Annotated in this window: 20 protein-coding genes and 2 tRNA genes; 9 read left to right on the top strand and 13 right to left on the bottom strand. The window is 64.1% G+C overall.

Annotation, left to right across the window (positions count from 1 at the left end; all coding sequences use genetic code 11):
• Nucleotides 1-19 precede the first annotated feature (19 nt).
• From pcaF to ACQ4WZ_RS15805, 5 genes are all read left to right on the top strand, one after another.
• Nucleotides 20-1,222, top strand: coding sequence for a 3-oxoadipyl-CoA thiolase (pcaF, locus tag ACQ4WZ_RS15825; RefSeq protein WP_436573938.1), 1,203 nt, complete (start codon nt 20-22; stop codon nt 1,220-1,222).
• Nucleotides 1,223-1,375: 153 nt separating this feature from the next.
• Nucleotides 1,376-2,671, top strand: a complete 1,296-nt coding sequence (locus tag ACQ4WZ_RS15820; RefSeq protein WP_101484721.1) for an MFS family transporter — start codon at nt 1,376-1,378, stop codon at nt 2,669-2,671.
• A 77-nt stretch (nt 2,672-2,748) separates the two neighbouring features.
• Complete coding sequence (locus ACQ4WZ_RS15815) at nt 2,749-3,444, top strand: fumarylacetoacetate hydrolase family protein (protein WP_101482718.1); 696 nt, start codon at nt 2,749-2,751, stop codon at nt 3,442-3,444.
• An 80-nt stretch (nt 3,445-3,524) separates the two neighbouring features.
• Complete coding sequence (locus ACQ4WZ_RS15810; RefSeq protein WP_436573937.1) at nt 3,525-3,848, top strand: thioredoxin family protein; 324 nt, start codon at nt 3,525-3,527, stop codon at nt 3,846-3,848.
• 506 nt (nt 3,849-4,354) lie between these two features.
• Nucleotides 4,355-5,641 (top strand): MFS transporter, encoded by a 1,287-nt coding sequence (locus ACQ4WZ_RS15805; RefSeq protein ID WP_101482716.1) that lies wholly within the window; start codon nt 4,355-4,357, stop codon nt 5,639-5,641.
• Between the two features lie 64 nt (nt 5,642-5,705).
• Here ACQ4WZ_RS15805 and ACQ4WZ_RS15800 read toward each other — a convergent pair whose 3' ends face one another.
• From ACQ4WZ_RS15800 to ACQ4WZ_RS15760, 9 genes are all read right to left on the bottom strand, one after another.
• The gene (locus tag ACQ4WZ_RS15800) at nt 5,706-7,265 is read right to left on the bottom strand and encodes a histidine-type phosphatase (RefSeq protein ID WP_436573936.1); all 1,560 of its coding nucleotides are present in this window, start codon (nt 7,263-7,265) and stop codon (nt 5,706-5,708) included.
• 115 nt (nt 7,266-7,380) lie between these two features.
• Nucleotides 7,381-9,861: a TonB-dependent siderophore receptor gene (locus tag ACQ4WZ_RS15795; protein ID WP_436573935.1), complete on the bottom strand. Its 2,481-nt coding sequence runs from the start codon at nt 9,859-9,861 to the stop codon at nt 7,381-7,383.
• 83 nt (nt 9,862-9,944) lie between these two features.
• Nucleotides 9,945-10,949, bottom strand: a complete 1,005-nt coding sequence (locus tag ACQ4WZ_RS15790; protein WP_436573934.1) for a FecR family protein — start codon at nt 10,947-10,949, stop codon at nt 9,945-9,947.
• Entirely contained in the window at nt 10,946-11,473 is a 528-nt protein-coding gene (locus ACQ4WZ_RS15785; RefSeq protein ID WP_133989333.1) for a sigma-70 family RNA polymerase sigma factor, read from the bottom strand. Before ACQ4WZ_RS15785 ends, ACQ4WZ_RS15790 begins: the two co-directional genes overlap by 4 nt.
• A gap of 183 nt (nt 11,474-11,656) precedes the next feature.
• Nucleotides 11,657-11,733: transfer RNA gene (locus ACQ4WZ_RS15780), tRNA-Met, on the bottom strand.
• Nucleotides 11,734-11,792: 59 nt separating this feature from the next.
• A tRNA-Met gene (locus ACQ4WZ_RS15775) sits at nt 11,793-11,869 on the bottom strand.
• Between the two features lie 377 nt (nt 11,870-12,246).
• Nucleotides 12,247-13,194, bottom strand: coding sequence for a tRNA (adenosine(37)-N6)-dimethylallyltransferase MiaA (gene miaA / locus ACQ4WZ_RS15770; RefSeq protein ID WP_436573933.1), 948 nt, complete (start codon nt 13,192-13,194; stop codon nt 12,247-12,249).
• A 98-nt stretch (nt 13,195-13,292) separates the two neighbouring features.
• Nucleotides 13,293-15,200, bottom strand: a complete 1,908-nt coding sequence (mutL, locus tag ACQ4WZ_RS15765; protein ID WP_436573932.1) for a DNA mismatch repair endonuclease MutL — start codon at nt 15,198-15,200, stop codon at nt 13,293-13,295.
• Between the two features lie 69 nt (nt 15,201-15,269).
• Nucleotides 15,270-16,208: a peptidylprolyl isomerase gene (locus ACQ4WZ_RS15760; RefSeq protein WP_101482711.1), complete on the bottom strand. Its 939-nt coding sequence runs from the start codon at nt 16,206-16,208 to the stop codon at nt 15,270-15,272.
• A 269-nt stretch (nt 16,209-16,477) separates the two neighbouring features.
• On the opposite strand from ACQ4WZ_RS15760, the gene ACQ4WZ_RS15755 reads away from it, so the two are divergent.
• On the top strand, nt 16,478-17,128 hold the full coding sequence (locus ACQ4WZ_RS15755) for a VTT domain-containing protein (protein ID WP_071075583.1): 651 nt from the start codon (nt 16,478-16,480) through the stop codon (nt 17,126-17,128).
• A gap of 208 nt (nt 17,129-17,336) precedes the next feature.
• Complete coding sequence (locus tag ACQ4WZ_RS15750) at nt 17,337-18,317, top strand: carbonic anhydrase (RefSeq protein WP_373918145.1); 981 nt, start codon at nt 17,337-17,339, stop codon at nt 18,315-18,317.
• Here the strand turns inward: ACQ4WZ_RS15750 and ACQ4WZ_RS15745 are convergent.
• The 3 genes from ACQ4WZ_RS15745 to tsaE are packed head-to-tail and all read right to left on the bottom strand — an operon-like array spanning nt 18,314 to nt 21,016.
• Nucleotides 18,314-19,150 carry a D-hexose-6-phosphate mutarotase gene (locus tag ACQ4WZ_RS15745; RefSeq protein WP_436573931.1) on the bottom strand — a complete coding sequence of 279 codons (837 nt, stop codon included), beginning with the start codon at nt 19,148-19,150 and terminating at the stop codon, nt 18,314-18,316. The two genes, ACQ4WZ_RS15750 and ACQ4WZ_RS15745, sit on opposite strands and share 4 nt — an antisense overlap.
• A gap of 13 nt (nt 19,151-19,163) precedes the next feature.
• Nucleotides 19,164-20,564 (bottom strand): N-acetylmuramoyl-L-alanine amidase, encoded by a 1,401-nt coding sequence (locus ACQ4WZ_RS15740; RefSeq protein ID WP_101482709.1) that lies wholly within the window; start codon nt 20,562-20,564, stop codon nt 19,164-19,166.
• Nucleotides 20,528-21,016: a tRNA (adenosine(37)-N6)-threonylcarbamoyltransferase complex ATPase subunit type 1 TsaE gene (tsaE, locus tag ACQ4WZ_RS15735; RefSeq protein WP_436573930.1), complete on the bottom strand. Its 489-nt coding sequence runs from the start codon at nt 21,014-21,016 to the stop codon at nt 20,528-20,530. The genes ACQ4WZ_RS15740 and tsaE overlap by 37 nt, the downstream gene beginning before the upstream one ends.
• Nucleotides 21,017-21,094: 78 nt before the next feature.
• Here tsaE and queG point away from each other — a divergent pair, with 78 nt between their 5' ends.
• Complete coding sequence (gene queG / locus ACQ4WZ_RS15730) at nt 21,095-22,186, top strand: tRNA epoxyqueuosine(34) reductase QueG (protein ID WP_436573929.1); 1,092 nt, start codon at nt 21,095-21,097, stop codon at nt 22,184-22,186.
• Nucleotides 22,187-22,205: 19 nt separating this feature from the next.
• Here queG and ACQ4WZ_RS15725 read toward each other — a convergent pair whose 3' ends face one another.
• Nucleotides 22,206-22,583 (bottom strand): DUF3052 family protein, encoded by a 378-nt coding sequence (locus tag ACQ4WZ_RS15725; RefSeq protein ID WP_133989341.1) that lies wholly within the window; start codon nt 22,581-22,583, stop codon nt 22,206-22,208.
• Nucleotides 22,584-22,813: 230 nt separating this feature from the next.
• Between ACQ4WZ_RS15725 and ACQ4WZ_RS15720 the strand changes: the two genes are divergently transcribed.
• Nucleotides 22,814-23,374, top strand: coding sequence for a PadR family transcriptional regulator (locus ACQ4WZ_RS15720; protein ID WP_436573928.1), 561 nt, complete (start codon nt 22,814-22,816; stop codon nt 23,372-23,374).
• The last annotated feature ends 6 nt before the right edge of the window (nt 23,375-23,380 follow it).

Here is a 23,380-nt window from a genome sequence, read left to right as displayed (position 1 = left end):
CTTTCTTGGAGGAAAGAACATGACCCACGCTTATATCTGCGACGCGCAGCGCACCCCATTCGGCCGCTATGGCGGTGGACTCGCCGGCGTGCGCGCCGACGACCTGGGCGCCGTGCCCATCCGTGCCTTGATGGCGCGCAACCCGAACGTGGACTGGACGGCCGTCACCGACGTGCTGTACGGCTGCGCCAACCAGGCTGGCGAGGACAACCGCAACGTGGCGCGCATGGCCGCCTTGCTGGCCGGCTTGCCCGACAGCGTGCCGGGCGCCACCCTGAACCGTTTGTGCGGTTCGGGCCTGGACGCCATCGGCAGCGCGGCACGCTTCATCAAGAGCGGCGAAGCGGGCTTGCTGATCGCCGGCGGCGTGGAAAGCATGAGCCGCGCACCGTTTGTCATGGGCAAGGCGGACAGCGCTTTTTCGCGCGGCATGAAAATGGAAGACACGACCATCGGCTGGCGCTTCATCAACCCCTTGATGAAGGCCCAGTATGGCGTCGATTCGATGCCGGAAACGGCGGAAAACGTGGCCGTCGAGTTTGGCATCAGCCGCGCTGACCAGGATGCGTTCGCCCTGGCCAGCCAGGTGAAAGCGCTGGCGGCGCAGCAGGCGGGCGTGTTCGACAGCGAAATCTGCCCCGTCAGCATCGCGCAAAAGAAGGGCGACCCCATCGTTGTCTCCCGCGACGAGCATCCGCGCGCCACCACCGTCGATACCCTGGCCAAATTGAAACCCGTCGTGCGCGCGGACGGCACGATTACTGCCGGCAACGCGTCCGGCGTCAACGATGGCGCGGCGGCGCTGCTGCTGGCCGACGAGGCGAACGCGGCCCGCTTTGGCTTGACGCCGCGCGCGCGCGTCGTGGCCATGGCGACGGCCGGCGTGGCGCCGCGCATCATGGGCATCGGCCCCGCGCCCGCCACCCTGAAAGTGCTGGCCATGACGGGCTTGAGCCTGGCCGACTTCGACGTCATCGAACTGAACGAAGCGTTTGCCGCGCAGGGCCTGGCCGTGCTGCGCCAGCTGGGCTTGCGCGACGACGACCCACGCGTCAACCCGAACGGCGGCGCCATTGCCCTGGGCCATCCGCTGGGCGCGTCCGGTGCGCGCCTGGCGATGACGGCCGTCAACCAGCTACACCGCACGGGTGGACGCTATGCGCTTTGCACCATGTGCATCGGCGTAGGGCAGGGTATTGCGCTGGTGCTGGAACGCGTCTAGATCCTGTGCGTCCGCCGGCGAAAAAATTTGCCGGCAGTACGTATTAACGCGTATGCCGGGCACCTTTTTGACCCTGATCAAGGGCGTATGATGCAAAACCAGTCCGGGCAACCAGGCTGGCGTTGGCTTTTTTACACGAACAAGAAGATTGATATGACATCCCACGATACTCCGCATGACGTTGCGCAGCTGACTTCCCAGCAGCGCATCAAGGCCATCATTGGCGCTTCCTCCGGTAACCTGGTCGAATGGTTCGACTTCTACATTTACTCGTTCTGCGCGCTGTATTTCTCGCACGCCTTCTTCCCTTCCGGTAACCCCACCACGCAGCTGCTGCAGACGGCCGGCATCTTTGCCGCCGGCTTCCTCATGCGTCCCGTGGGCGGCTGGCTGTTCGGCCGCATCGCCGACAAATACGGCCGCCGCCAGTCGATGATGATTTCCGTGCTGATGATGTGCGGCGGCTCGCTGATGATCGCCGTCATGCCGACCTATGACACCATCGGCGCCTTCGCCCCGTTCCTGCTGCTCGTGGCGCGGCTGTTCCAGGGCCTGTCCGTGGGCGGCGAATACGGTACCAGCGCCACTTACATGAGTGAAGTGTCGGAGTCGGGCAAGCGCGGCTTCTTCGCCTCGTTCCAGTACGTGACCCTGATCGGCGGGCAGCTGCTGGCGCTGCTGGTGCTGGTGGTCTTGCAGCAATTGCTGACCCTGGAAGAATTGCGTGCCTGGGGCTGGCGCATCCCGTTCGTCTTCGGCGCCCTGGCGGCCCTGGTGTCGCTGAACCTGCGTAAATCCCTGACGGAAACGACCACCGCCAGCGAGCGCAAGGATAAAGACGCGGGCAGCCTGCGCGGCTTGCTCAAGCACAAGCGCGCCTTCATCACCGTGCTGGGCTTTACGGCCGGCGGCTCGCTGGTGTTCTACACATTTACCACCTACATGCAGAAATACCTGGTCAACACGGCCGGCATGGATACCAAGACGGCCAGCGCCGTCATGACCTGCGCCTTGCTGGTGTACATGATTCTGCAACCGGTGTTCGGCGCCCTGTCCGATCGCATCGGCCGCCGCACCTCGATGCTGTTCTTCGGCGGCCTGGCCACCCTGTGCGTGTTGCCCATCATGCATGCCTTGAAAGACATCAGCAGCCCGTACGCGGCGTTCGGCCTGATCATCATCGCGCTGGCCATCATCAGTTTCTACACGTCGATCAGCGGCTTGATCAAGGCGGAGATGTTCCCTGTCGAAGTGCGCGCGCTGGGCGTGGGCCTCTCGTATGCGGTTGCCAACGCCATGTTCGGCGGTTCGGCCGAATACGTGGCGCTGCAGTTCAAGGCCTGGCACGTGGAAGAGTATTTCTATTGGTACGTGACCATCATGTGCCTGATTTCCTTCATCGTTGCCATCCGCATGCCTGACCCGAGCCGCTCTGGCCTGCTGAAGTAACGTTGCCGTAAAATGGGGGACACTGCGGTGTCCCCTTTTTCATCACCGCCTTTTTATCGTGCCGATCAGGAGTCCTCATGCCGTATGTTATTCCCGCAGCCATCCAGCCCAGCGTTCCCGTCACCGGCAGCGTCGATACTTTCCCTGTCCACCGCATCTATTGCGTGGGCCGCAACTATGTCGACCACGCCAAGGAAATGGGCCACACGGGCCGCGAGGCGCCGTTTTTCTTCATGAAACCAAACGACGCCGTGCTGCCCGTGCCAGCGGGCACGACGGGCGAGCTGCCGTACCCGGCGCAAACGCAGGATTTCCAGCACGAGATGGAACTGGTGGTGGCCATCGGCAAGGGCGGCAGCGATATCGGCGTGGCCGATGCACTGAGCCATGTATGGGGTTATGCGATAGGCCTGGACATGACGCGCCGCGATGTGCAGGGCGCAGCGAAAAAGCAGGGCCGTCCTTGGGAGACGGGCAAGGCGTTCGAGCACTCGGCACCCATCGGTTCTATCACCCCGGCCGCGCAGGCGGGCGACGTCAGCCATGCCGCCATCACCCTGCACGTGAATGGTGAACTGCGTCAAGGCAGCAGCATCGACATGCTGATCTGGAACGTGGCCGAAACCATCGCCGACCTGTCGACCTACTTCACCCTGCAGCCAGGCGACCTGATCTACACGGGCACGCCGGCCGGCGTGGCGGCCGTGCAGCGCGGCGACGCGCTGGTGGGCGCCATCGACGGCCTGGGCGAACTGCGGGTCAAGATCGTGTAAAGCGCCCTGGCGCACAGCACAGCAAGCCCGCATGGCGCACAATCGCCTTGCGGGCTTTTATTTTGACTCAAGGAGATACCATGCTGAGCGACACTTATTCTGTAGCGCAACCCACGCGTGCCGAGATCGACGCCTTGGCGGGGCCGGCCCTGCTGGAATTTGGCACGGGCTGGTGCGGCCACTGCCGCGCCACCCAGGCGCCGCTGGCCGCCGCATTTGCGCAACACCCCGAGGTGCTGCACCTGCGCGTGGAAGACGGGCCCGGCCGCGCGCTGGGGCGTTCATTCCGGGTGAAACTGTGGCCGACCTTGATCTTTCTCAAGGACGGCCAGGAAGTGGTGCGCCTCGTACGCCCGCTCGACAGCGCGGAGATCGGCAAGGCGTTTGCCCTGATCGAGGCCTAACGGGCTTACATTATCTTGCCGCACTGCACCACTGCGCGTATGATAAGCCGCTTACAGCAAGATCAACCGCATCCTTAGTGATGCAGCGCGATGATCGCCGGCCTGCTCCACCCGGAGGGGCCGCAGGCAAGGATTCACCACAAATGACCGATGCCGCGATGCCGACGCGCGGGTCTGGTACGGAATGCCTGGCGATACGCCGGGCCTGATACACGTCGCCCATCCCCTGACGCCTTTCCTGCCGTGCCCCGGGTAACCGGATGGCGCACGACCGTTGTTTCTCTACATCAGTACTGATCACAGCGCGTTAGCGCGCGTTGCCGGTAGTTCGCTACGGCAACAAAAACCGTTGTTTTTTGTTTGCAAATTTAATAGCAAATGCGCGGCAAACGCTGGCGCGCACGGCTATGATATGCCAACAACGCGCCTAGACAACGTGCTGTGCTGCTGCCTGAAAAAACATCCAGAGAATGGCCTTTAGACACCCTCCCCAAGGAGCGCAGTAAATGAGCACCCCCCCCAAGAAAAATTCCCCCGGCACGGTGCTGTTCGCCAGCCTGATCGGCACCACCATCGAGTTCTTTGACTTTTATATCTACGCCACCGCCGCCGTGCTGGTGTTCCCGAAACTGTTCTTCCCTGCCGGCGATCCGTCGGCCGCCGTGCTGCAGTCGCTGGCCACGTTCGCCATCGCCTTCTTCGCCCGCCCCATCGGTTCGGCCGTGTTCGGCCATTTCGGCGACCGCATCGGCCGCAAGGCCACCCTCGTCGCAGCCTTGCTGACCATGGGCATTTCCACCGTCATCATCGGCTTGCTGCCGACCTACGCCGCCATCGGCACGCTGGCACCATTACTGCTGGCGCTGTGCCGTTTCGGCCAGGGCCTGGGTTTGGGCGGCGAGTGGGGCGGCGCGGTGCTGCTGGCCACGGAAAACGCGCCACCGGGCAAACGCGCCTGGTACGGTATGTTCCCGCAGCTGGGGGCGCCAATCGGTTTCTTCCTGTCGGGCGGCATCTTCCTGCTGCTGAGCGAAACCATGACCGATGAGCAATTCTTCAGCTATGGCTGGCGCATCCCCTTCCTGGCCAGCGCGCTGCTGGTCATCGTCGGCCTGTACGTGCGTCTGAAGATCACGGAAACGCCGGACTTCCAGAAAGTCATCGACAAGAACGAGGTCGTCAAACTGCCCGTCGCCACCGTGTTCCGTCAGCATGGCCGCATGCTGTTCCTGGGCACCATCATCGCCCTGGCCACCTTCGTGCTGTTCTACCTGATGACGGTGTTCGCGCTGAGCTGGGGTACGACCAAGCTGGGCTTCACGCGCAAGGAATTCCTCATCGTGCAGCTGTTCGCCGTGCTGTTCTTTGCCCTGACGATTCCGTTTTCGGCCGTGCTGGCCGACCGCCGCGGCCGCCGTGCCACCATGATCTGGGTTTCCGTCGCCATCGCCATCTTCGGCCTGGTGCTGGCCCCGATGTTCGGTTCCGGCGTGACGTGGGAAGTGACGCTCTTCATGGCTGTCGGCCTGGGCCTGATGGGCATGACCTACGGACCGCTGGGCACCATGTTGTCCGAGCTGTTCCCGCCCGAAGTGCGTTACACGGGCGCCTCGCTGACCTTCAACCTGGCGGGCATTCTGGGCGCCTCGCTGGCGCCGTACATCGCCACCTGGCTGGCCACCAATCATGGCTTGCAATACGTGGGCTATTACCTGTCGCTGGCAGCCGTGCTGACCCTGGGCGCGCTGTTGATGGTGGGCAAGCCGAGGGCAGGCAAGGAAGCCTGGCAATAAACGAGTAAACGCGCTCCCCGTGTGAGTGCCCCACAAGCCGCCAGCTGTCCAGCTGGCGGCTTTTTTATTGCGCCGCCGCGTGGCCGTAACAGGCTTTCAGCTCCGTGTAGTCATAGAAGACGCTGCCCGGCGCGATGCGGGCGCTGTCGCACGATGCCTGGAAGGGCGTTTCCTTTTCGTTGTACAGCAGGCGCACGATGAGTTGACCATCGCCATTGCGGTACACGTCCCATTGCATGTTGGCCGCCAGCGGCGAGACGGTCTGGCCGCGCCATGGATGATTGTCATAACCATAGCTGGCCGAAGCCGGCAGCGGCTGCTGCAAGCCCATGGCCGAAGCGAGCGGGATGATCATCTCGGCATGCGTGAAGCGCAGCTTGGCCGCGTGGCGCAGGTCGCCTGCGGCCAGCGCATCGACTTCCCGGAAAAAATCCTCGCGCAGCGCCACGGCGAAGCGCCAGGTGACGCCGGCACTGTCCGTGGTGGACGGCCCCTTCTTGTAAAAATCCTCGTGGTCGGCCACCGAGGCGTAATAGCGCGCATCGTCGGCCGGCATGTAGCGGCTGAAATCGGCCTTCACCTCGTGGCGCATGCCGGCGGCGATGGCGTACAGCTCATACAGCGTCGTGGCGGCCGCATTCACGCTGCGGATGGCCGTCTTGCCGCTGCCCTTCAGGGTGCGCGTGAGTTTGCCGTCCGCGCTGGTGAACGTGTAGCTGCCCGTATCTGCATAGCTGGTGGCACCGCCGTTAAACTGCGCGAGGAAGGCGGGCGTGAACAAGCGCTCCAGCACCTGGCGCGCATGCTTGGCGGCTGCCGGCTGCCTGGCGGGGGGGGCTATCAGGGTGTCCAGCCGCTTGGTCCTGATGTAGTGCTGGTAAGCCTGGCTGGTGCCGTAGGCGGCGAAATACGTGGTGGCGCGATCGGCGACAAAATCCGTCTGCGGCGCCAGCTTGTGCGCGTACAGCAGGAAGCGGTTGACGCCATCAGGCTGCAGCACGGGCGCGCGTCCCTGCGGATACGGCGCCGGCGCTGGCGGCAGGTACAACAAGGGCGCCAGCGCGGGCGCGTGTTCGAGCAGCGACTGCGTGAAAAAGCGTGCGCTATCGCGCGCGCGGTCCACGCCGGAATGGATGGTGACGAGCTGGCGTGGCGCCGTCGCGGCGTCTTGCCCCACTTGCGCAAACAGGATGGGCAGGCGCGCCAGCATGCGTACGGCCAGTTGCCGGTGTTCCTCGATGCCCGTCTGCGACAGATTGCCGTAGCCAGGCCGCTCAATGCCGGTCACGCCATAGCCAAGCAGGGCGTTGGCCTGCATCAGGGCCAGGATATCGGGGCCCAGTTCGCGCCCCAGGGGCGTCAAGGCATCCTGCGCGGCGGCCTGCTGCCACATCGCGTACAAGGCCGCGTCGCCCTTCATGCCCGTCAGCCCGCGCGCACCGTGGCGCGCCACCAGTTGCGTGTAGATGGGCTGGAAGCCGGCCGGGGGCGCGGCATACGTGGCCGGGTCCTGCTGCGGCGCATACGGCGTCTTGGTTTGATAGTCGCCGTCGAAGGCCAGGGCGGGACTGGCGTACAGGGCCAGGGCCAGCGGCACGCTGGACAGGGGAAGCGATAGGGGCATGGTTTTTTGTGAATGGTTTCTTGAATGCAAGCCTAGCACTGAACGAAAAAAAACGAAAAAAAGGCGGGCACGGCTGAATGCCGGCCCGCCTGTTCCGTCACCGCAAGGTGTCAGCCTACCACTTCGGTGTGTACTTCAGCGTGAACTGCACGTTGCGCGGGTCGCCATAGTAGTTATTCGACCCGGTGGTGTTGTAGGCCGGGATGATGTAGCGCTTGTCGAAGGCGTTGTTGACGTTGACCGACAGGGCCACCTGCGGCGTGGCTTGCCAGGCCAGGCGTGCATTCCAGATCGAGAAGCCGGCAACCTTGAACTTGTACCCGGTATCGACCGTATGGCTTTGCAGGTTGGCGCCAGCGCCCACGCTGAACTTGTCCCAGGCGCCGGGCAGGGTATAGCTGGACCAAACACGCAGCATGTGTTTCGGCGTCCAGGTGGAAAAGACCTTGCCCTGATTGTCCGGGTCGTTCAGATAGGTCGTCGTCGTATAGGCGTAGCCGGCCGACAGCTGCAAGCCGCGCGCCACTTCGCCCGACACTTCCGCTTCCAGGCCCTGGCTGCGCACCTTGCCCGAGGCACGCGAGCAGTACCCGTCGGGGCACACCATGCCCCCATCATAGTCGGTGACGGCACGGTTCTTGTGGTCGTAGCGGAACACGGCCAGCGAGGTGTTGACCTTGCCATCCATCAGCTCACCCTTGATGCCCGCCTCGTAGTTGCTGCCCGTGATGGGCTTGAGAACCTTGTCTTGCGCATCGCGGATACTTTGCGGCGTGAAGATGTCGGCATAGCTGGCGTAGGCCGACCATTGCGGATCGAGCGCGTAGATCAGTGCCGCCGACGGCGTGAACTTGGCGGTGGCGTTGAGTTGTTCTTCGGGACCTTCGGGCGTCGCATACAGGAAGTCGTACCAGCTGAAGCGTCCACCCAGCACGGTTTTCAGCTTGCCGGTCAACTGGCCGTTCCAGCTGCCATACAGACCTTTCTGGCGTACTTCGTAAGTGCTGACGGGACGCACGCCGCGCGCGGCGATGCTGTCGATGCTGTCGATATCTTGCCATGGGCGGTTGTGTCTGATGTTGAAGACGTCCGCACCGGATTCCCAGGCGCGGGCATAGACGTCGTCCGACGCCAGCGTGACATAGCTGGCGCCCACGAGGACTTCCTGCGCCACGCCCAGGCTGTCGAATTTTCCGCGTACGAAAGCATCGATGCCGCGCTTGCGGTTGTCGAAATCCATGCCAAAGTCGCCATAGCGCGCGCCGCTGCCGTCGGGATTGATGGGCATGGCCACACGCTGGTGCACGGAACTGGTGTTTTCCTTCATGTTCACGGCCGATGCCTTCAGGCTCCACTGGCTGTTGAAGTGGTGTTCCAGGTCGAGGTAAACGTTGGTTTGCCTGGCCTCGCTGCGGTTCCAGTCGGCACCCGTGAAGGTGGAGCGGGGCAGGTTCAGCGCGCTGCCGTCCGCATAGCGGGGCAGGCCGATGAAGGTGGGGCGGCCGTGGTCATTGACGTTGCTGATGGCCAGGCCCAGGGTGGTGGCCGGTCCCAGGTCATAGTCGAGTGCCGCATACAGGGTGCGGTTCTTGCTCCACACCTGGTCGACGAAGGAATGGGTATCGTCTTCATCGACAATAACGCGCCCGCGCAGGCTGGCGTCCGCGTTCAAGGGGCTGCTGACGTCGAGCTGGGCGCCATAATGGTCCCACGAGCCGGCGCGCGCCGTCATGCTGACACTGCGCGCGGCGGTCGGACGCTTGCGTACCAGGCTGACGGAACCACCGGGGCTGCCCGTGCCGACCAGCATGCCGGAGGCGCCGCGCAGCACTTCCAGGCGGTCGTAGATGACCATGTTTTCCTGACCCCAGTTACCCAGCGCATAGGTGTTGCGGTCGATTGGCACGCCATCGTACTGCCATTGATCGATCTGGAAGCCGCGCGCCGTGATCACCACGCCCGGGCCCACGCCATGCACGCCCACCACGCCGGTGACGTTGTTGACGGCTACACGCAAGTCCGTGATGCCCTGGTCGTCCAGGCGCTGGCGCGTCAGCACGCTGACCGATTGCGGCATGTCCTTCATCGATTGCTCGCCCTTGCCGAGGGTGATTCTGCGCGCCGTGTAGGAGCCGCTGCCTTCCGTGGTGGCGCCTTGTTCGGCCTGGCCAACGATGGTAATCGAGGGCATGGTGCGCTCGGCCGCCGAGGCGGTACTTGCCGCCGCCGTGGGTGCGGACGCCGGCGCGGCCACCAGCACATAGCCGGTGGCCGTCTTGCCGATGGCGTAGCCGCTGCCGCGCAGCAGCACGGCGAAACCGTCCTCGATGGCGTAGCTGCCTTGCAGGCCTGCGCTGGTCAAACCCTGCACCTTGGCCGCGTCGATGACGATGGATACCCCTGACTGCTGGGCATAGCGGTTCAAGGCACCGGCCAGCGGACCGGCGGGGATGGCATAGCTGGCGACTGCCGGCACGGCCTGGGCGATTGCCTGGGCCTGCAGGCCGGCGCCAGCCAGCAGCATGGCAGCCAGGGCCAGGGGGTGCAGCCGCGTGCGCAGGGTGTTCGGGGAAACGGCAAGGACTTGAACGGACATGGTGACAGCCTTTTTTGAATGATCTCAGCTGCCTTGACGCACGAGAGGCGCAAATTGGAACCGCGAACGCACAATTTTCTGATTTATTTTTTGGCCGGACCGCTGGCGGGGGCGTCGACCATCACCAGGTAGCGCGTCAGCATGCGGATGCGCAGCTGCGGGAAATTGTCGATCAGCAGTTGCAGTGCCTTGTCCGTGTCGTCCAGAGGCAGCACGGCGGCCACGCGAATACCCGCTATCTGCGCCCCGTCGTAATGCAGCTGGCCGGGTCGGTGGCGGGCCAGCTCGTCGAGCACCTCGGCCAGCGGCAAGTCGTCGACCACCAGCTGGCGCGCGCGCCACGCCTCCTGCACGCTGGCCGCATCGATGGCTTGCATCGGGCCCACGCCATCTTCCGTGATGCGCGTGCGCTGGCCCGCCTGCACCACGACGGCCGGATGTTGCGGAACCTGCGCCAGGACTTTGGACTCCAGCATGCTCAGGATGGTGGCGCCGTCTTCCCTGCGCACGGCAAAGCGCGTGCCCAGCGCGCGGATCGCCGCCTGCTTGCTATCGACGATGAAGGGGCGCTGCGCATCCTTGGCCACATCGACGAGGATGTCGCCACGCACCAGCTCCACATGCCGTTCGCCCGCATTGAAACGCACGTTGACGGCGCTGTCGCTGCCCAGTGTGAGGCGGCTGCCATCGGCCAGGGTGTGCGTCTGCCATTGTCCCGTGGGGCTGCGCAGGTCGGCCAGCAGGTAGGCGGGGCGCTCGCTGATGACCAGCGCACCTGTCAGCACCAGCACGGCCACGGCGCTGGCCGCGGCCAGCTGGCGCAGACGCTGGCGGGGACGCTTTTGGGCGATGGCGGCCAGGGCGGCGCGCGCGGGCCTATGGTCGCCGCCGGCCGGCTCGCGCACGGCGTTCAATTGACGCAGCAGGTTTTCCATGCCGGCGGCCACTGTCGCGTGCAGCGGGTCGGCTGCCTTCCATGCGGCGAAGCCGGCCTGCGCCATGTCGCGCTCGGCCGGGTCGTCGGCGCTCAGGCGCACAATCCAGTGCGCGGCCTGCTCGGCTGCCACATCGGTGCGGGGGCTATTCATGCCGCCATGGCCGGGCAGGCGTGGCGGCACGCCAGCAAGGCTTGCACCAGGTATTTTTGCACCATGCGCGTGGAGACGTTCAGTTGCGCCGCGACGGCGGCCTGCGGCTGTTCTTCCAGGTAGTGCAGCAAAAAGGCGTCGCGTGCCTTGGTCGATAAGCCGCCCAGCGCCGTGGCGATCTGCTCGAGTGCCTGCACGGCCATCAGTATCTCGTCCGGCGAGGGTGCGCCGGGCAGGCTGTCGGCCAGCAGGGCCAGTTCCGCCAGGTAGCTGCGCTCGAGTATCTGGCGGCGCGCGCGGTCGAGCAGCAATCGCTTCGCCGTGGTAGACAAGTAGGCGCGCGGCTCGCGCATGCCGAAGAGGGCGTCGCGCGAGGCGATGATGCGCACGAACGTGTCTTGCGCCACGTCGGCTGCACCATGCGGGCAACTGAGTTTTCTGCGCAGCCAGCCGAGCAGCCAGCCGTGATGCTCGCTGTAGAGCGACTGCACTTGCTGTTGCAGGCTGGGCTGGGCGATGGACATAAGGTTGCGAAAGATTATGAATGAGAATTATTCTCATTGTAAGCGCCAGTGGCGGCTTGCCACAATCCCCAATGCTTGCGGATGAGGCGGGTGTTGCTTACAGGCCGCACGCGAGGCTGCCCAGCAATGAAAAAACCCGCCGCTGCGCGAGGCAGGGGCGGGTTTATCAAGACTGCAAATTCTTGGTGGTGATAGGTGGACTTGAACCACCGACCCCAGCATTATGAATGCTGTGCTCTAACCAACTGAGCTATATCACCAAACAGACCGGTCAGACCGGATGCTGGTTGTGACCATGCGAACCATGATCCTTGTTCTTTGGTGGTGATAGGTGGACTTGAACCACCGACCCCAGCATTATGAATGCTGTGCTCTAACCAACTGAGCTATATCACCCAACAGCCGAGCATTATCCAGTCTTCCCATTTCCTTGTCAATGCCGGCCATGAAAAATCTGTGGATTTTTCGTGGCGGCTTGCCGGCGTGATTATTTTTGTAACGGCGTCAGCAAGGGCTGGATTTGCGCCAGCATGGACGAGGCCGGGCCTAAGCCCAAGCAATCGATGACGATACGTTCCGGCATGGCGCGTAGCCTAAGTCGAGCCTAGCGCCTGGCCGGTGGTTGTGTGGCGACGCTTATTTTAGCAAAGGGACGATTTGTGCCAGCATGGCGCTGGCCGGGTCTAAGCCCAGGCAATCGATGACGATACGTTCCGGCATGGCGCGCAGCCTAAGTCGAGCCTAGCGCCTGGCCGGTGCTTGTGTGGCGACGCTTATTTTAGCAAAGGGACGATTTGTGCCAGCATGGCGCTGGCCGGGTCTAAGCCCAGGCAATCGATGACGATACGTTCCGGCATCGAGCGCAGCCAGGTTAGCTGGCGTTTGGCCAGCTGGCGCGTGGCGATGATGCCCGTCTCGCGCAAGGTGGCGCGGTCGATGCGGCCATCGAGGTACTCCCAGGCCTGGCGGTAGCCCACGCAGCGCATCGAGGGCAAGCCGGGATGCAGGTCGCCGCGCCGGCGCAGCTGCTCCACTTCATCGAGCAAGGCATCGTTTTTCAGCATGATGTCGAAGCGCGTGGCGATGCGTGCGTGCAGCACGGCGCGGTCAGACGGTTCCAGCGCGAACGACTGCAACTGGAACGGAAGCACGGTCTTTTCGCGCAGGGCCAGCAAGGCCGACATGGGCTGGCCGGACAGGGCGATGATTTCCAGCGCGCGGCCGATGCGCTGCGCGTCCTGCGGCGCCAGGCGCGCGGCAGTGATGGGGTCTTGCTGCGCCAGGCGCGCATGCATGGCGGGCCAGCCGATGGCGGCCGCGTCCTCTTCCAGCTGCGCGCGCAGAACAGGATCGGCACCGGGCAAGTCGTCGAGGCCATCGGCCAGACCCTTGAAGTACAGCATGGTGCCGCCGACCAGTAGCGGCAGCTTGCCGCGCGCCGTGATTTCGCTCACCAGGCGCAGGGTATCGTTGCGGAACTGCGCCACCGAATAGGCGTCCAGCGGGTCGATGATGTCGATCAAATGATGCGGTACCTGGGCCAGTTCCTCTTTCGACGGCTTGGCCGTGCCGATATCCATGCCCCGGTAGACGAGGGCGGAATCGACGGAAATGATCTCGGACGGGATGGCTTGCGCGATGGTCAGCGCACTGGCCGTCTTGCCGCTGGCCGTGGGGCCCATGATGGCGACGGCCAGGGGGAGGTGTTGAGTGTTTTGCATGTTGACTCTTGTAAGGTGGTGCGTAGGTCGGCTTAGCGCAAGCGTAAGCCGACGTGATGCCGCCGCTGCAGTGTCGGATTACGCTGCGCTAATCCGACCTACTGGCCGCGCAGGAACAGTTTATCGAGGGCGTTAATTTCGACCTGCACCCACGTGGGCCTGCCATGGTTGCACTGGTCGGCGCGTTCCGTGCTCTCCATCTGGCGCAGCAGGGCGTTCATTTCCTGCACCGACAAGATCCGGTTGGCGCGCACGGCCGTGTGGCAGGCCAGGGTACCCAGCAACTCGTTCTGGCGCTCGATCAGCACGCGCGAGCCGCCGTATTCGCGCACATCGCGCAGCACGTCGCGCGCCAGGGTTTGTGCGTCGGCGTTCTTCAGCAGGGTCGGTACGGAACGCACGGCCAGGGTGGTGGGCGACAGGGCGGCGATGTCGAAGCCCAGCGCCTTTAACGTCTCCTGGTTTTCATTTGCCGTCGACACTTCGATGGCATCCGCGTAAAACGTCACGGGGATCAGCAGCGATTGCACCTGCATATCCTGGCCCGAGACTTGCGCCTGCAGCGCGTTTTTCAGCTGTTCGTACAGAATGCGCTCATGCGCTGCGTGCATGTCGACCAGCACCAGGCCCTTGGTGTTTTGCGCCAGGATGTAGATGCCATGCAGCTGGGCCAGGGCAAAGCCCAGCGGGTATTCTTCGCGCGCCATCGCTTCGGGCGAGGCGATGTAGGGCTCGACCTGCGTGATCGGCGACGTTGCGGTGCCGCCGCCGAACAGGGCACCATAGGCCGCCGTGTCCTGGGCGATGCCTGGCACCTCGGCAAAGAAGGGATGGGCCGCACCGGGCGAGGCGGGCGCAAAGGTGTTCGTAAATTGCGCGCCGAACGAGGTTTGCGTCTGCTCGCGGCGCCAGATGCCGGGGCCACCGCCGGCGGCGCCAGCGTCGCCAGCACCCAGGCTGGAAGCGGCCGGCAAGGGAGCCGGCACGCTGCCGAAGGCCGTCGCCGAGGTCTGCGCCAGCGCGCGCTGCACGGCGTGGAAGACAAACTGGTGCACGGAGCGGCTGTCGCGGAATCGCACTTCGATCTTCGACGGGTGCACGTTGACGTCGACCAGGGCCGGATCGAGGTCGAGCGCCAGCACGTACGATGGGAAGCGGTCGCCATGCAGCACGTCCTGGTAGGCCATGCGCACGGCGTGCACCAGCAGCTTGTCGCGCACGAAGCGGCCGTTGACATAAAAGAACTGGCCGTCGGCGCGCGCCTTGGACGCCGTCGGCAAGCCGGCAAAGCCGTGAATGCGCAGGGTGCCGGCCGACTCGTCCAGCGCCAGGCGCGCTTCGGCGAAGTCATTGCCCAGGATGTGGGCGCTGCGCTTGGCCAGTTCGCTAATATTCCACTGGTCGATGGTGCGCCCGTTGTGCGACAGCGAGAACGATACGTCCGGCCGCGCCAGGGCGATGCGGCGCACCACTTCGGCGCAGTGGCCGTATTCCGTCTGTTCGGATTTGAGGAACTTGCGCCGCGCGGGCGTGTTGAAATACAGGTCTTGCACGTCGACCGTGGTGCCGTGCGCGCCGGACGACGGCGAGACGCTGCCATTGTGCGAGCCGACGATTTCCCACGCATGGGCAGCGTCCGCCGTGCGCGAGGTCAGGGTGACGGCGGCCACCGAGGCGATGGATGCCAGCGCCTCGCCGCGAAAGCCCAGCGTGCCCACGTTTTCCAGGTCGTGCAGGGAGGCGATTTTTGAAGTGGCGTGGCGCGCCAGGGCCAGCGGCAGCTGTTCCTTGTCGATGCCGCAGCCATTGTCCGTAATCGCGATGCGTTTCACGCCCCCTTCTTCCAGCCGTACCGTGATCTGCGTGGCACCCGAGTCCAGTGCGTTTTCCAGCAATTCCTTGACCACGGCCGATGGCCGCTCGACCACCTCGCCAGCGGCGATTTGCGAAATCAACTGGTCAGGCAGGGCCTGGATCGGGCGGTGGGGCGTGATGGGAGCGTTCATGCGGTAATTATACCGGGGTCAGACCCGTCGGGTCTGACCCCAGCCCTTGTTCTTGGGCTAAAAGTTGGCCTACTTCGCCACCTCCCGCACCGGTATCGGCGCGTTGCACAGGTCGACGTGGCCGGCCGTGACTTTGCTCCAGGGGCCGCCTCGGTGGCGCTGGGCTTCCAGCACGGCCTGGTAGGCGGCGCTGTCGGTGCGCATCACTTCCAGGTTTGCGCGCTGCTCTGGCGGTACGCTGGCGGCCAGGCGGATGGTCTTGATCGGCACGTTTTTCTCGGGGCTGTCATAAAAGCCCATGGGGCCAGCGCCCCGTGGCAGGGTCGACAGCAATGGCATGCCGGAGACCACTCGGCCGACGACAGTGATGTCGCGGTCCAGGTGGCGCGGCGACTGGCCGATGACGGCGTACAGTTCCGTGCCACCGCCGCTGTCGCTGGCGCTGTCGCGGCCCACGCCCACGGTGGCGTAGCAATGCGCGAGCCAGGCCGTGCCGGTTTTCGGATCGCGCGCGGACGGGAAGCCGTTCGAATGGCCCACCTGCGGCGCATAGCCGTCAAGGTCCGGCAAGCGCGTGAAGCTCTTGACGTTTTTCAAGGGCACGGTGAATTCGCCGGGCAGGGTGCGCTGGGCATGCAAAATGGGCTTGGGATTTTTCTCGTTCGGATCGCCCCACTGCGCCACCCAGTTGTCCTGCGCCCGCGTGATGGCCAGACCGTCGTAATACTGTTCGGCTACCAGGCCCTTGATATTGGCCACGTGCTTCGGCGCGAAGTCGGGCGCCAGCTCGATCACCACGCGACCGGCGGGAATGTCCATGTACAGGGTGTTGTCAGGGTCCAGCGGACGCCAGTCGGACGGTTTGGAGGCCTTGATCACGTCGGCGAGCGTCGCCTTGGCGGGCAGCTCGGCGGGCGCCTTGATCTGGACAGGTGCCGCGTGGGCGGACAGTTGGACAAGGCCCAGCACGGTGGCCATGGTCAGGCTGCTCAGTGGATGCAGATACATATTCTCTCCTGGTCGGCGCGAATTGCACCGGTCAGAAAGTGTATACCGGAATGGCAATATTTCGCTGAAAAAACATTGTACGGGCCGAACATGGCATGCGCGAAGGAAGGCTGGCCTGCGCAAGTTGGCGAGGGTATTTCCTTAACCTTTACTTAAATTGCCACACGCGCAAGGGCGGCACATAATTAATCCTGAATTATCGGCCCGGGGACTGCCGTTGCGCTGGCCGGGTGGTGTATGATTCCGCCGCTACCTTTAGGGAAAAATATATGGATTTTGTGCAATTCCTCGACATGATCGTACATGTCGACAAGACGCTGGGTCTCTTGATCGAGCAGTACGGTACCCTCGTGTATGCAGTGCTGTTTGCCATTATTTTTTGTGAGACAGGCCTCGTGGTGCTGTTCTTCTTCCCTGGGGATACCTTATTGTTTATCGCCGGCGCGTTTTGCGCGACGGGACAGATGCACCTGGGCTTGCTGATTGCCTTGCTGGTGACGGCCGCCGTCACGGGGAACACGCTCAATTACTGGATAGGCGAGGCCATCGGGCAAAGGGTGTTTACCCACGATTACCGCTGGATCAACAAGGATGCCATGCGCCGCACGCATGAATTCTTTGAAAAGCATGGCGGCAAGACCATCATCCTGGCCCGTTTCGTGCCGGTGGTACGCACCTTCGCCCCTTTCGTCGCCGGCATTTCCGACATGACGCATGCGCGCTTCCAGATGTACAACGTGACGGGCGCCCTGTTGTGGGTGGTCGGCCTGGTGACGGCGGGTTACTTCTTCGGCAATATCCCGTGGATACGCGACCACCTGACCTTGATCGTGCTGATCGGTGTTGGCGCCGCCGTCGTGCCAGTGGTACTAGGCGGCATGTGGAAGCTCTACAAGCGCATGGTCGGCAAGTCGGCCTAAGGCCGCATGGATCCGGGGCAAGCGCGTTGCGGCACAGCCCGCAGCAGGCCCCGGATCCCGTTTTTCTCTTCGTTGTTTTTGTTTTGCTCCCACGCTGATTCAAGTTTTGCTGCTTTCCAGCCGTAAACCAGAGGGTATTCTCACTTTCTGGATTTCCATGCGACATTTGAGCGCCCTGTTAGCTTGCAGCCTTGCCGCCATGGCGTCCATGGCAAGCGCCAAAGATGCCCCCGCGTCGGCGACCGCCGCCGCATCCGCGCCCATGTCGGCGTCGGCGCGCGCGGCTGCCATGAAAACCCTGACCGAATCGGTGAAGGGCAAGGAGGCCAAATCGCCTGTCGTCGTCGCGCCCACAGTGCGCGAGAAGGAGGAAGCGGCCGAAGTCGACCTGTCCGAGCGCATCGCGGCGCGCCTGGCGGAAATGCGCGCCACCCAGGCGGCCCGCGCCGCCGCCCGCGCCAGGCGCGCCGCCGTGGTGAAGGCCGCGCCGCCGCCACCGCCACCCGTGCCGCGCGGCACGCACTGGTCGTACGAGGGCGACAGCGGCCCGGCCAACTGGAGCAAGATCAATGTCGACTGGGCCAAGTGTGGCAATGGCAGCCGCCAGTCGCCGATCGATATCCGCGATGGCATGAAAGTGGAACTCGAACGTATCAGCTTTGACTACCACCCGTCGTCGTTCAATGTGGTCGACAATGGCCACACGGTGCAGGTGGGCGTGAGCGGCGGCAATTACATCACGGTGCAGAACCGCATGTTCGAGCTGCAGCAGTTCCATTTCCATCGCCCTTCCGAAGAGCGCATCAATGGCAAGGCGTTTGAAATGGTGGTGCACCTGGTGCACCGCGACGCCGAAGGCCGGCAAGCTGTGCTGGCCCTGCTGCTGGAACGCGGCGCTGCGCAAGCGACCATCCAGACGGTGTGGAACAACCTGCCGCTGGAAAAATTCGAGACCATGCAGCCGACCATCCTGCTCGACCCGGCCGAGATGCTGCCGACGCGGCGCGATTACTACACCTACATGGGATCGATGACGGAGCCGCCTTGCAGCGAAGGCGTGCTGTGGCTGGTGATGAAGCAGCCGGTACAGGCCTCGCCGGCGCAGATGGCGCTGTTCAGCCGCTTGTATCCCTTGAATGCGCGGCCCATCCAAGCGGGCAATGGCCGCATCATCAAGGAATCGAATTAAATAAATGCGAGGCGCTGGCGGCCGGTCCACTCGGCGCCGGCAGCCAGCGTATCGGGCTGGATCAGTGCCGGCTCGATGCAGATGAAGCGCGGGTATTCGTCGTCGGCCAGGTCGGGCAGGGCGGCTGCGTCTTGCGCGCCGGGGTTCCACACGACGGCATCCGTGAAGCCCTGCTGCTCCAGGCGCAGCGTGTGGCTGCCAGACTGCAGGGTCAAGGCGCCCGGCAGCTGGTAGTAGATGCGGTCCAGCTTGTCGGCGAATTGCAGCCACTCTTCCGCCTGCAAGGCATCTTGCGGCGTCTCGTCCGAATAGCGCACGCGCTGCAAGCCGCCAACGCGCGCCTCGCTCAATTGATCAATCGCAAAATAGCTGTGCAGGGCGGCCGAGAACGGGAACGCCTGCTCGCCCGTGTTGTGCACGGACAGATTCAGTTCCAGCGATTGGCCTTGTACCGCCACGCGCAGGCGCAGGGTGAAGGCGCAGGGCCAGGTGGCGCCGATTGCGTCCGGCAGGTCCGTGTGCTGCAAGATAAATTCCGCATGGGCGGCGCCATCGGTTTCGCCGCTGGACGCGAGCTGCCAGGTCGCCACGCGGGCAAAGCCGTGGCGCATGCCCGTGCCGCGCGCGCCGAACTGGGGAAAGATCACGGGTACGCCGCCACGGATGGCGCGGCTGCCATCAAGGCTGGATGCGCGGCTGCAGAACAGGCGCTCCTGGCCATCGCTGGTCTGCCACGAGACCAGGTGGCCGCCATACAGGGTGACGGTGGCCTGCGCGCCATCGGCGGCGCGGATGGTCACGGCCGGCAACTGGCCAAAAGTACTCTTGCTCATGCGGGTGTCCATGTCAGGTCAAACGGCTTTTCGCCAGCGGCGGATTCTTGGCAAAGTAATTCTTGATGCCCGTGACGATGGCGTCGGCCATCTGGTCCTGGTAGCCATTGTCGGTCAGCTTGGCTTCTTCTTCCGGATTCGAGATGAAAGCCGTCTCGATCAGGATGGAGGGGATGTCGGGTGCTTTCAGCACGGCGAAGCCGGCCTGTTCGACGGAGCCCTTGTGCAGGCGGTTGATGCCGCCGATTTCGCGCAGCACGGCCTTGCCCAGCTTCATGCTGTCATTGATCTGCGCCGTCGTCGACAGGTCGAGCAGCACGCTGGCCAGCTGCTTGTCGTGGTTCTTCACGTTCACGCCGCCGATCAGATCGGCCTGGTTTTCCTTGTTGGCCAGCCAGCGCGCGGCAGTCGAGGTGGCGCCCTTTTCGGACAGTACGAAGACGGACGAGCCGCGCGCCGTCGGCTGGATGAACGCATCGGCGTGGATCGAGACGAACAGGTCGGCCTGAACCTTGCGTGCCTTTTCCACGCGCATGCCCAGCGGGACAAAGAAATCGGCGTCGCGCGTGAGCATGACGCGCATGTTCGGCTGCAGCTCCAGCTTGGTTTTCAGGCGCTTGGCAATGGCCAGCACCACGTCTTTTTCGCGGCTGCCCCTGCTACCCATGGCGCCCGGGTCTTCTCCACCATGGCCTGGGTCGAGCGCGATGGTAATCATGCGCACCACTTTCTGGCCTGGCAATGGGCGTGCCTCGGGGCGCTGTTCGGGGCGGATATCGGCTACCGGCGGCACGATGGGCGCGACCGGTGGCACCACTGCGGCCACGGGCGGCTTGCCGCTGTCGGGCAGGGGCAGCGCGGGGGGCGGCGTATGCGTGCCGGCCATTGGCGGTTTGGCAGGGTCGCTCGACCAGTCGCCCTTTTCGATCATCTGGGCGATCAGGTCCGGCTCGCGCACGGGATACAGGTCGAAGATCAGGCGGTGATTGTAGGAGCCGGCCGGCGGCAGGGTAAACAGCTGCGGCGTGACTTCTTCCTTCAGGTCGAACACCAGGCGCACGACGTTGGGCCGGTTCTGGCCCACGCGCACCTGCTTGATGTACGGATCGTTCGACTGGATCTTCGCCACCAGGCCTTTCAAGGTGGGATTGAGTTCCAGTCCTTCGATGTCGACCACCAGCCGTTCCGGGTCCTTGACGATGAAGTGGGTCGCCTTCAGGATGCTGTCGTTTTCCAGGGTGACGCGCGTGTAGTCCTCGGCCGGCCAGACGCGTACGGCGAGAATTTGCGCCGCCATCGCCGACATGGGCGCGAACACGGACAATAGCAGGGTGCCGCCGGCCTTGAGTACCGTGCGCCGGGTGATGGGCGAGGAGATCAAAGGTTCGGGGCGAATTTGAGACGGTGAAGGCATGACAGACCCAATTCAGAAGACGCTTGCAATTCTACATCACGTCCTGTACCCGCAACGCTCAAATAAACATTCAGGTCAGCCGGCGGCAACACCGGTTCGGCTTTCTCCGGCCATTCGACGATGCAGATATTGCGGCCGTCGAAGTCTTCGCGAAATCCCGCGTCGAGAAATTCCTCGGCACTGCCCATGCGGTACAGGTCGAAGTGGATGACGTTAATGGGCTGGCCATCGAGCCGCACCGTGTAGGGTTCGGACAGCGTATAGGTGGGGCTCTTGACGTGGCCCGCATGGCCGGCAGCGTGCAGCAGGGCGCGCGTGAGCGCCGTTTTGCCGGCACCCAGGTCGCCGTGCAGGTAGATCGCCAGTCCGGGCGCCAGCGCGCGCGCCAGCGCGGCGCCCAGCGCGGCGGTGCCGGCTTCGTCGTGGAGGTGGGCTTTGAAGTGTTCGGTCATTATCTTCGGTATCGCATAAAATGGAGGCTGCTGTCATTGTAACCGCCCGCGCGCCTGCCGTTTTCCGTAAAGTCCCCTATGTCCGCCACCGTCACCGATCTCGCCGTCCTGGCGCGCACCATTAAAGAGTGGGGGCGCGAGCTGGGTTTTGCCGAGGTGCGCATCGCCGACGTGGATCTGTCGCACATGGAAGCGCCCTTGCAGGCCTGGATCGATGCAGGGTACCACGGCGAAATGGACTACATGGCCCGCCACGGCATGAAGCGTGCGCGCCCTGCCGAACTGGTGCCGGGCACGGTGCGCGCCATCAGCGCGCGCATGAATTATCTGCCGCCGGCGCTGGGGCCCGACTGGCGTGAGCACGAGGCGGCGCGCGACGCCGATCCTGCGGCAGCCGTGATTTCCGTGTATGCGCGGGGCCGCGACTATCACAAGGTCATGCGTTCGCGCCTGCAGCAGCTGGCCGAGCGCATCAAGGGCGAGATCGGCGACTTCGGTTACCGCGTCTTCAGCGATTCGGCGCCCGTGATGGAAGTCGAACTGGCGCAAAAGGGAGGCTTGGGCTGGCGCGGCAAGCATACCTTGCTGATCAACCGCCAGGGCGGTTCCTTCTTTTTCCTTGGCGAGATCCTCGTCGACGTGCCGCTGCCCGTGGACCCGCCTGAAACGCCGCGTTGCGGCCAGTGCTCGGCGTGCATCACGGTGTGCCCGACGCAAGCCATCCTGGGGCCGTACCAGCTCGACGCGCGCCGCTGCATTTCCTACCTGACGATCGAGTTGAAGGGCGCCATTCCCGTCGAGATGCGGCCTTTGATCGGCAACAAGGTGTACGGCTGCGACGATTGCCAGACCGTCTGCCCGTGGAACAAGTTCGCCCAGCGCGCCGTGGTGCCCGATTTCGACGAGCGCCACAGCCTGGGCAGCGCGGGCATGGTGGAACTGTTCGCCTGGACGGAAGAGGAATTCAACCGGCGCATGGAAGGCAGCGCGATTCGCCGCATTGGCCACGAACGCTGGCTGCGCAACCTGGCCGTCGGCATGGGCAACGCGGCCGCCAAGGCCCGGGGCCAGGCCGATATCGTCGCGGCCCTGCTGTCGCGCCGCGAGCACCCGTCGGCCATCGTGCGCGAGCACGTCGAATGGGCACTGGCGCTGCACGGCATCGCTTGACCCGCGGTTATCACTGCGCTTAAACCTGTTTCAGGCGCAGCGCCGACCACTCACTATCGATGGCGACCATCGCCACGCTGTCGAGTCCCACCGTTTGCGCAAAAGCGCGCAGATCGTCGCGGTGGATGTCGCTGCCTGCCTTCACGCCGCCCTTGCGGTATGCTACCCACAGTGCGCCGCCGGGCGCCAGGCGCGCCTGCGCCACTGGCAGATGCTGCTCCAGTTCCGCGCGGCTGCGCGCGAACAGCAATAGCCAGTCGGCCCGCTCTCCTTCATTCACCCGTCGCTCCGCCGGCAGCTGCGCCAGCAAGGCCGCATGCTCGCCACCGTCATTGAGCACGTCCAGGGTCTTGGCATTTTTCACAAACATTTTTTCAGCGATGGTTTTGTCGGGCATGGCATGGGCATGTGGATTGGGAGAAGACGAGCATAACAAATTCCTCCTTGACTTATCGATATATCGTTATAAAATAGAGATACCTACTAACGATATATCTTTAAAGAGAAAACATGAGAAACTCACACCACGCAGAACAGGGCCACGGCGGCCATCACCATCATCACGCCCATGGCGGCCAGCATCACCATTCCGGCGAACATCGCCACGAACATCGCCATGAGCACTTCATGCACGGTCGCGGCCCGCGCGGCTTCGACGAGCGCGGCGACGGCATGGGGCATGGCGGCCCCGGTGGCCCCGGTGGCCGGGGCGGACGCGGCGAACGGGCCGAGCGCGTTTTTGGCCGCGGCGACCTGCCGCTGATCGTACTGGCGCTGATCGAAATCAGTCCCCGCCACGGCTATGAAATCATCAAGGCCATCGAAGAGCGTTGCGGCGGCGCCTACGCCCCAAGCCCCGGCGCCGTGTATCCGACCTTGACCCTGCTGGAAGAGCAGGACTATGTCACGTCGGGCGAAAGCGCCAGCGGCAAGAAGCTCTACACGATCACGGAGCTGGGACGCGCCTATCTCGACGAGAACCGCGCCCAGGTGGATGGCATCCTGGCCCGCCTCGACATGTTTGCCCGCGTCCAGGCGAAAAACGCCTTGCCCGAGCGCGTGCACCAGGCCATGCACACCCTCAAGCATGCGCTGTTGCTGAACAAGTCCAACTGGAGCGAAGCGGAAGCCGAGCGCGTTTCCGCCGTGCTGGAACAGGCGGCGAACGCCATCGTCGACGGCCACTGAGCCTAC

This window comes from Janthinobacterium darwini (genome assembly GCF_051380905.1).
Taxonomy (GTDB): Bacteria; Pseudomonadota; Gammaproteobacteria; order Burkholderiales; family Burkholderiaceae_D; genus Janthinobacterium.
The sequence above is the reverse complement of the archived record's forward strand: the minus strand, read 5'-3'. Positions and strand labels throughout refer to the sequence as shown.

Bases quoted from the DNA above. Each gene is read 5' to 3' on its own strand.
- pcaF (WP_436573938.1), top strand. From the start codon at position 20: ATGACCCACGCTTATATCTGCGACGCGCAGCGCACCCCATTCGGCCGC.
- ACQ4WZ_RS15820 (WP_101484721.1), top strand. From the start codon at position 1,376: ATGACATCCCACGATACTCCGCATGACGTTGCGCAGCTGACTTCCCAG.
- ACQ4WZ_RS15815 (WP_101482718.1), top strand. From the start codon at position 2,749: ATGCCGTATGTTATTCCCGCAGCCATCCAGCCCAGCGTTCCCGTCACC.
- ACQ4WZ_RS15810 (WP_436573937.1), top strand. From the start codon at position 3,525: ATGCTGAGCGACACTTATTCTGTAGCGCAACCCACGCGTGCCGAGATC.
- ACQ4WZ_RS15805 (WP_101482716.1), top strand. From the start codon at position 4,355: ATGAGCACCCCCCCCAAGAAAAATTCCCCCGGCACGGTGCTGTTCGCC.
- ACQ4WZ_RS15800 (WP_436573936.1), bottom strand. From the start codon at position 7,265: ATGCCCCTATCGCTTCCCCTGTCCAGCGTGCCGCTGGCCCTGGCCCTG.
- ACQ4WZ_RS15795 (WP_436573935.1), bottom strand. From the start codon at position 9,861: ATGTCCGTTCAAGTCCTTGCCGTTTCCCCGAACACCCTGCGCACGCGG.
- ACQ4WZ_RS15790 (WP_436573934.1), bottom strand. From the start codon at position 10,949: ATGAATAGCCCCCGCACCGATGTGGCAGCCGAGCAGGCCGCGCACTGG.
- ACQ4WZ_RS15785 (WP_133989333.1), bottom strand. From the start codon at position 11,473: ATGTCCATCGCCCAGCCCAGCCTGCAACAGCAAGTGCAGTCGCTCTAC.
- miaA (WP_436573933.1), bottom strand. From the start codon at position 13,194: ATGCAAAACACTCAACACCTCCCCCTGGCCGTCGCCATCATGGGCCCC.
- mutL (WP_436573932.1), bottom strand. From the start codon at position 15,200: ATGAACGCTCCCATCACGCCCCACCGCCCGATCCAGGCCCTGCCTGAC.
- ACQ4WZ_RS15760 (WP_101482711.1), bottom strand. From the start codon at position 16,208: ATGTATCTGCATCCACTGAGCAGCCTGACCATGGCCACCGTGCTGGGC.
- ACQ4WZ_RS15755 (WP_071075583.1), top strand. From the start codon at position 16,478: ATGGATTTTGTGCAATTCCTCGACATGATCGTACATGTCGACAAGACG.
- ACQ4WZ_RS15750 (WP_373918145.1), top strand. From the start codon at position 17,337: ATGGCAAGCGCCAAAGATGCCCCCGCGTCGGCGACCGCCGCCGCATCC.
- ACQ4WZ_RS15745 (WP_436573931.1), bottom strand. From the start codon at position 19,150: ATGAGCAAGAGTACTTTTGGCCAGTTGCCGGCCGTGACCATCCGCGCC.
- ACQ4WZ_RS15740 (WP_101482709.1), bottom strand. From the start codon at position 20,564: ATGCCTTCACCGTCTCAAATTCGCCCCGAACCTTTGATCTCCTCGCCC.
- tsaE (WP_436573930.1), bottom strand. From the start codon at position 21,016: ATGACCGAACACTTCAAAGCCCACCTCCACGACGAAGCCGGCACCGCC.
- queG (WP_436573929.1), top strand. From the start codon at position 21,095: ATGTCCGCCACCGTCACCGATCTCGCCGTCCTGGCGCGCACCATTAAA.
- ACQ4WZ_RS15725 (WP_133989341.1), bottom strand. From the start codon at position 22,583: ATGCCCGACAAAACCATCGCTGAAAAAATGTTTGTGAAAAATGCCAAG.
- ACQ4WZ_RS15720 (WP_436573928.1), top strand. From the start codon at position 22,814: ATGCACGGTCGCGGCCCGCGCGGCTTCGACGAGCGCGGCGACGGCATG.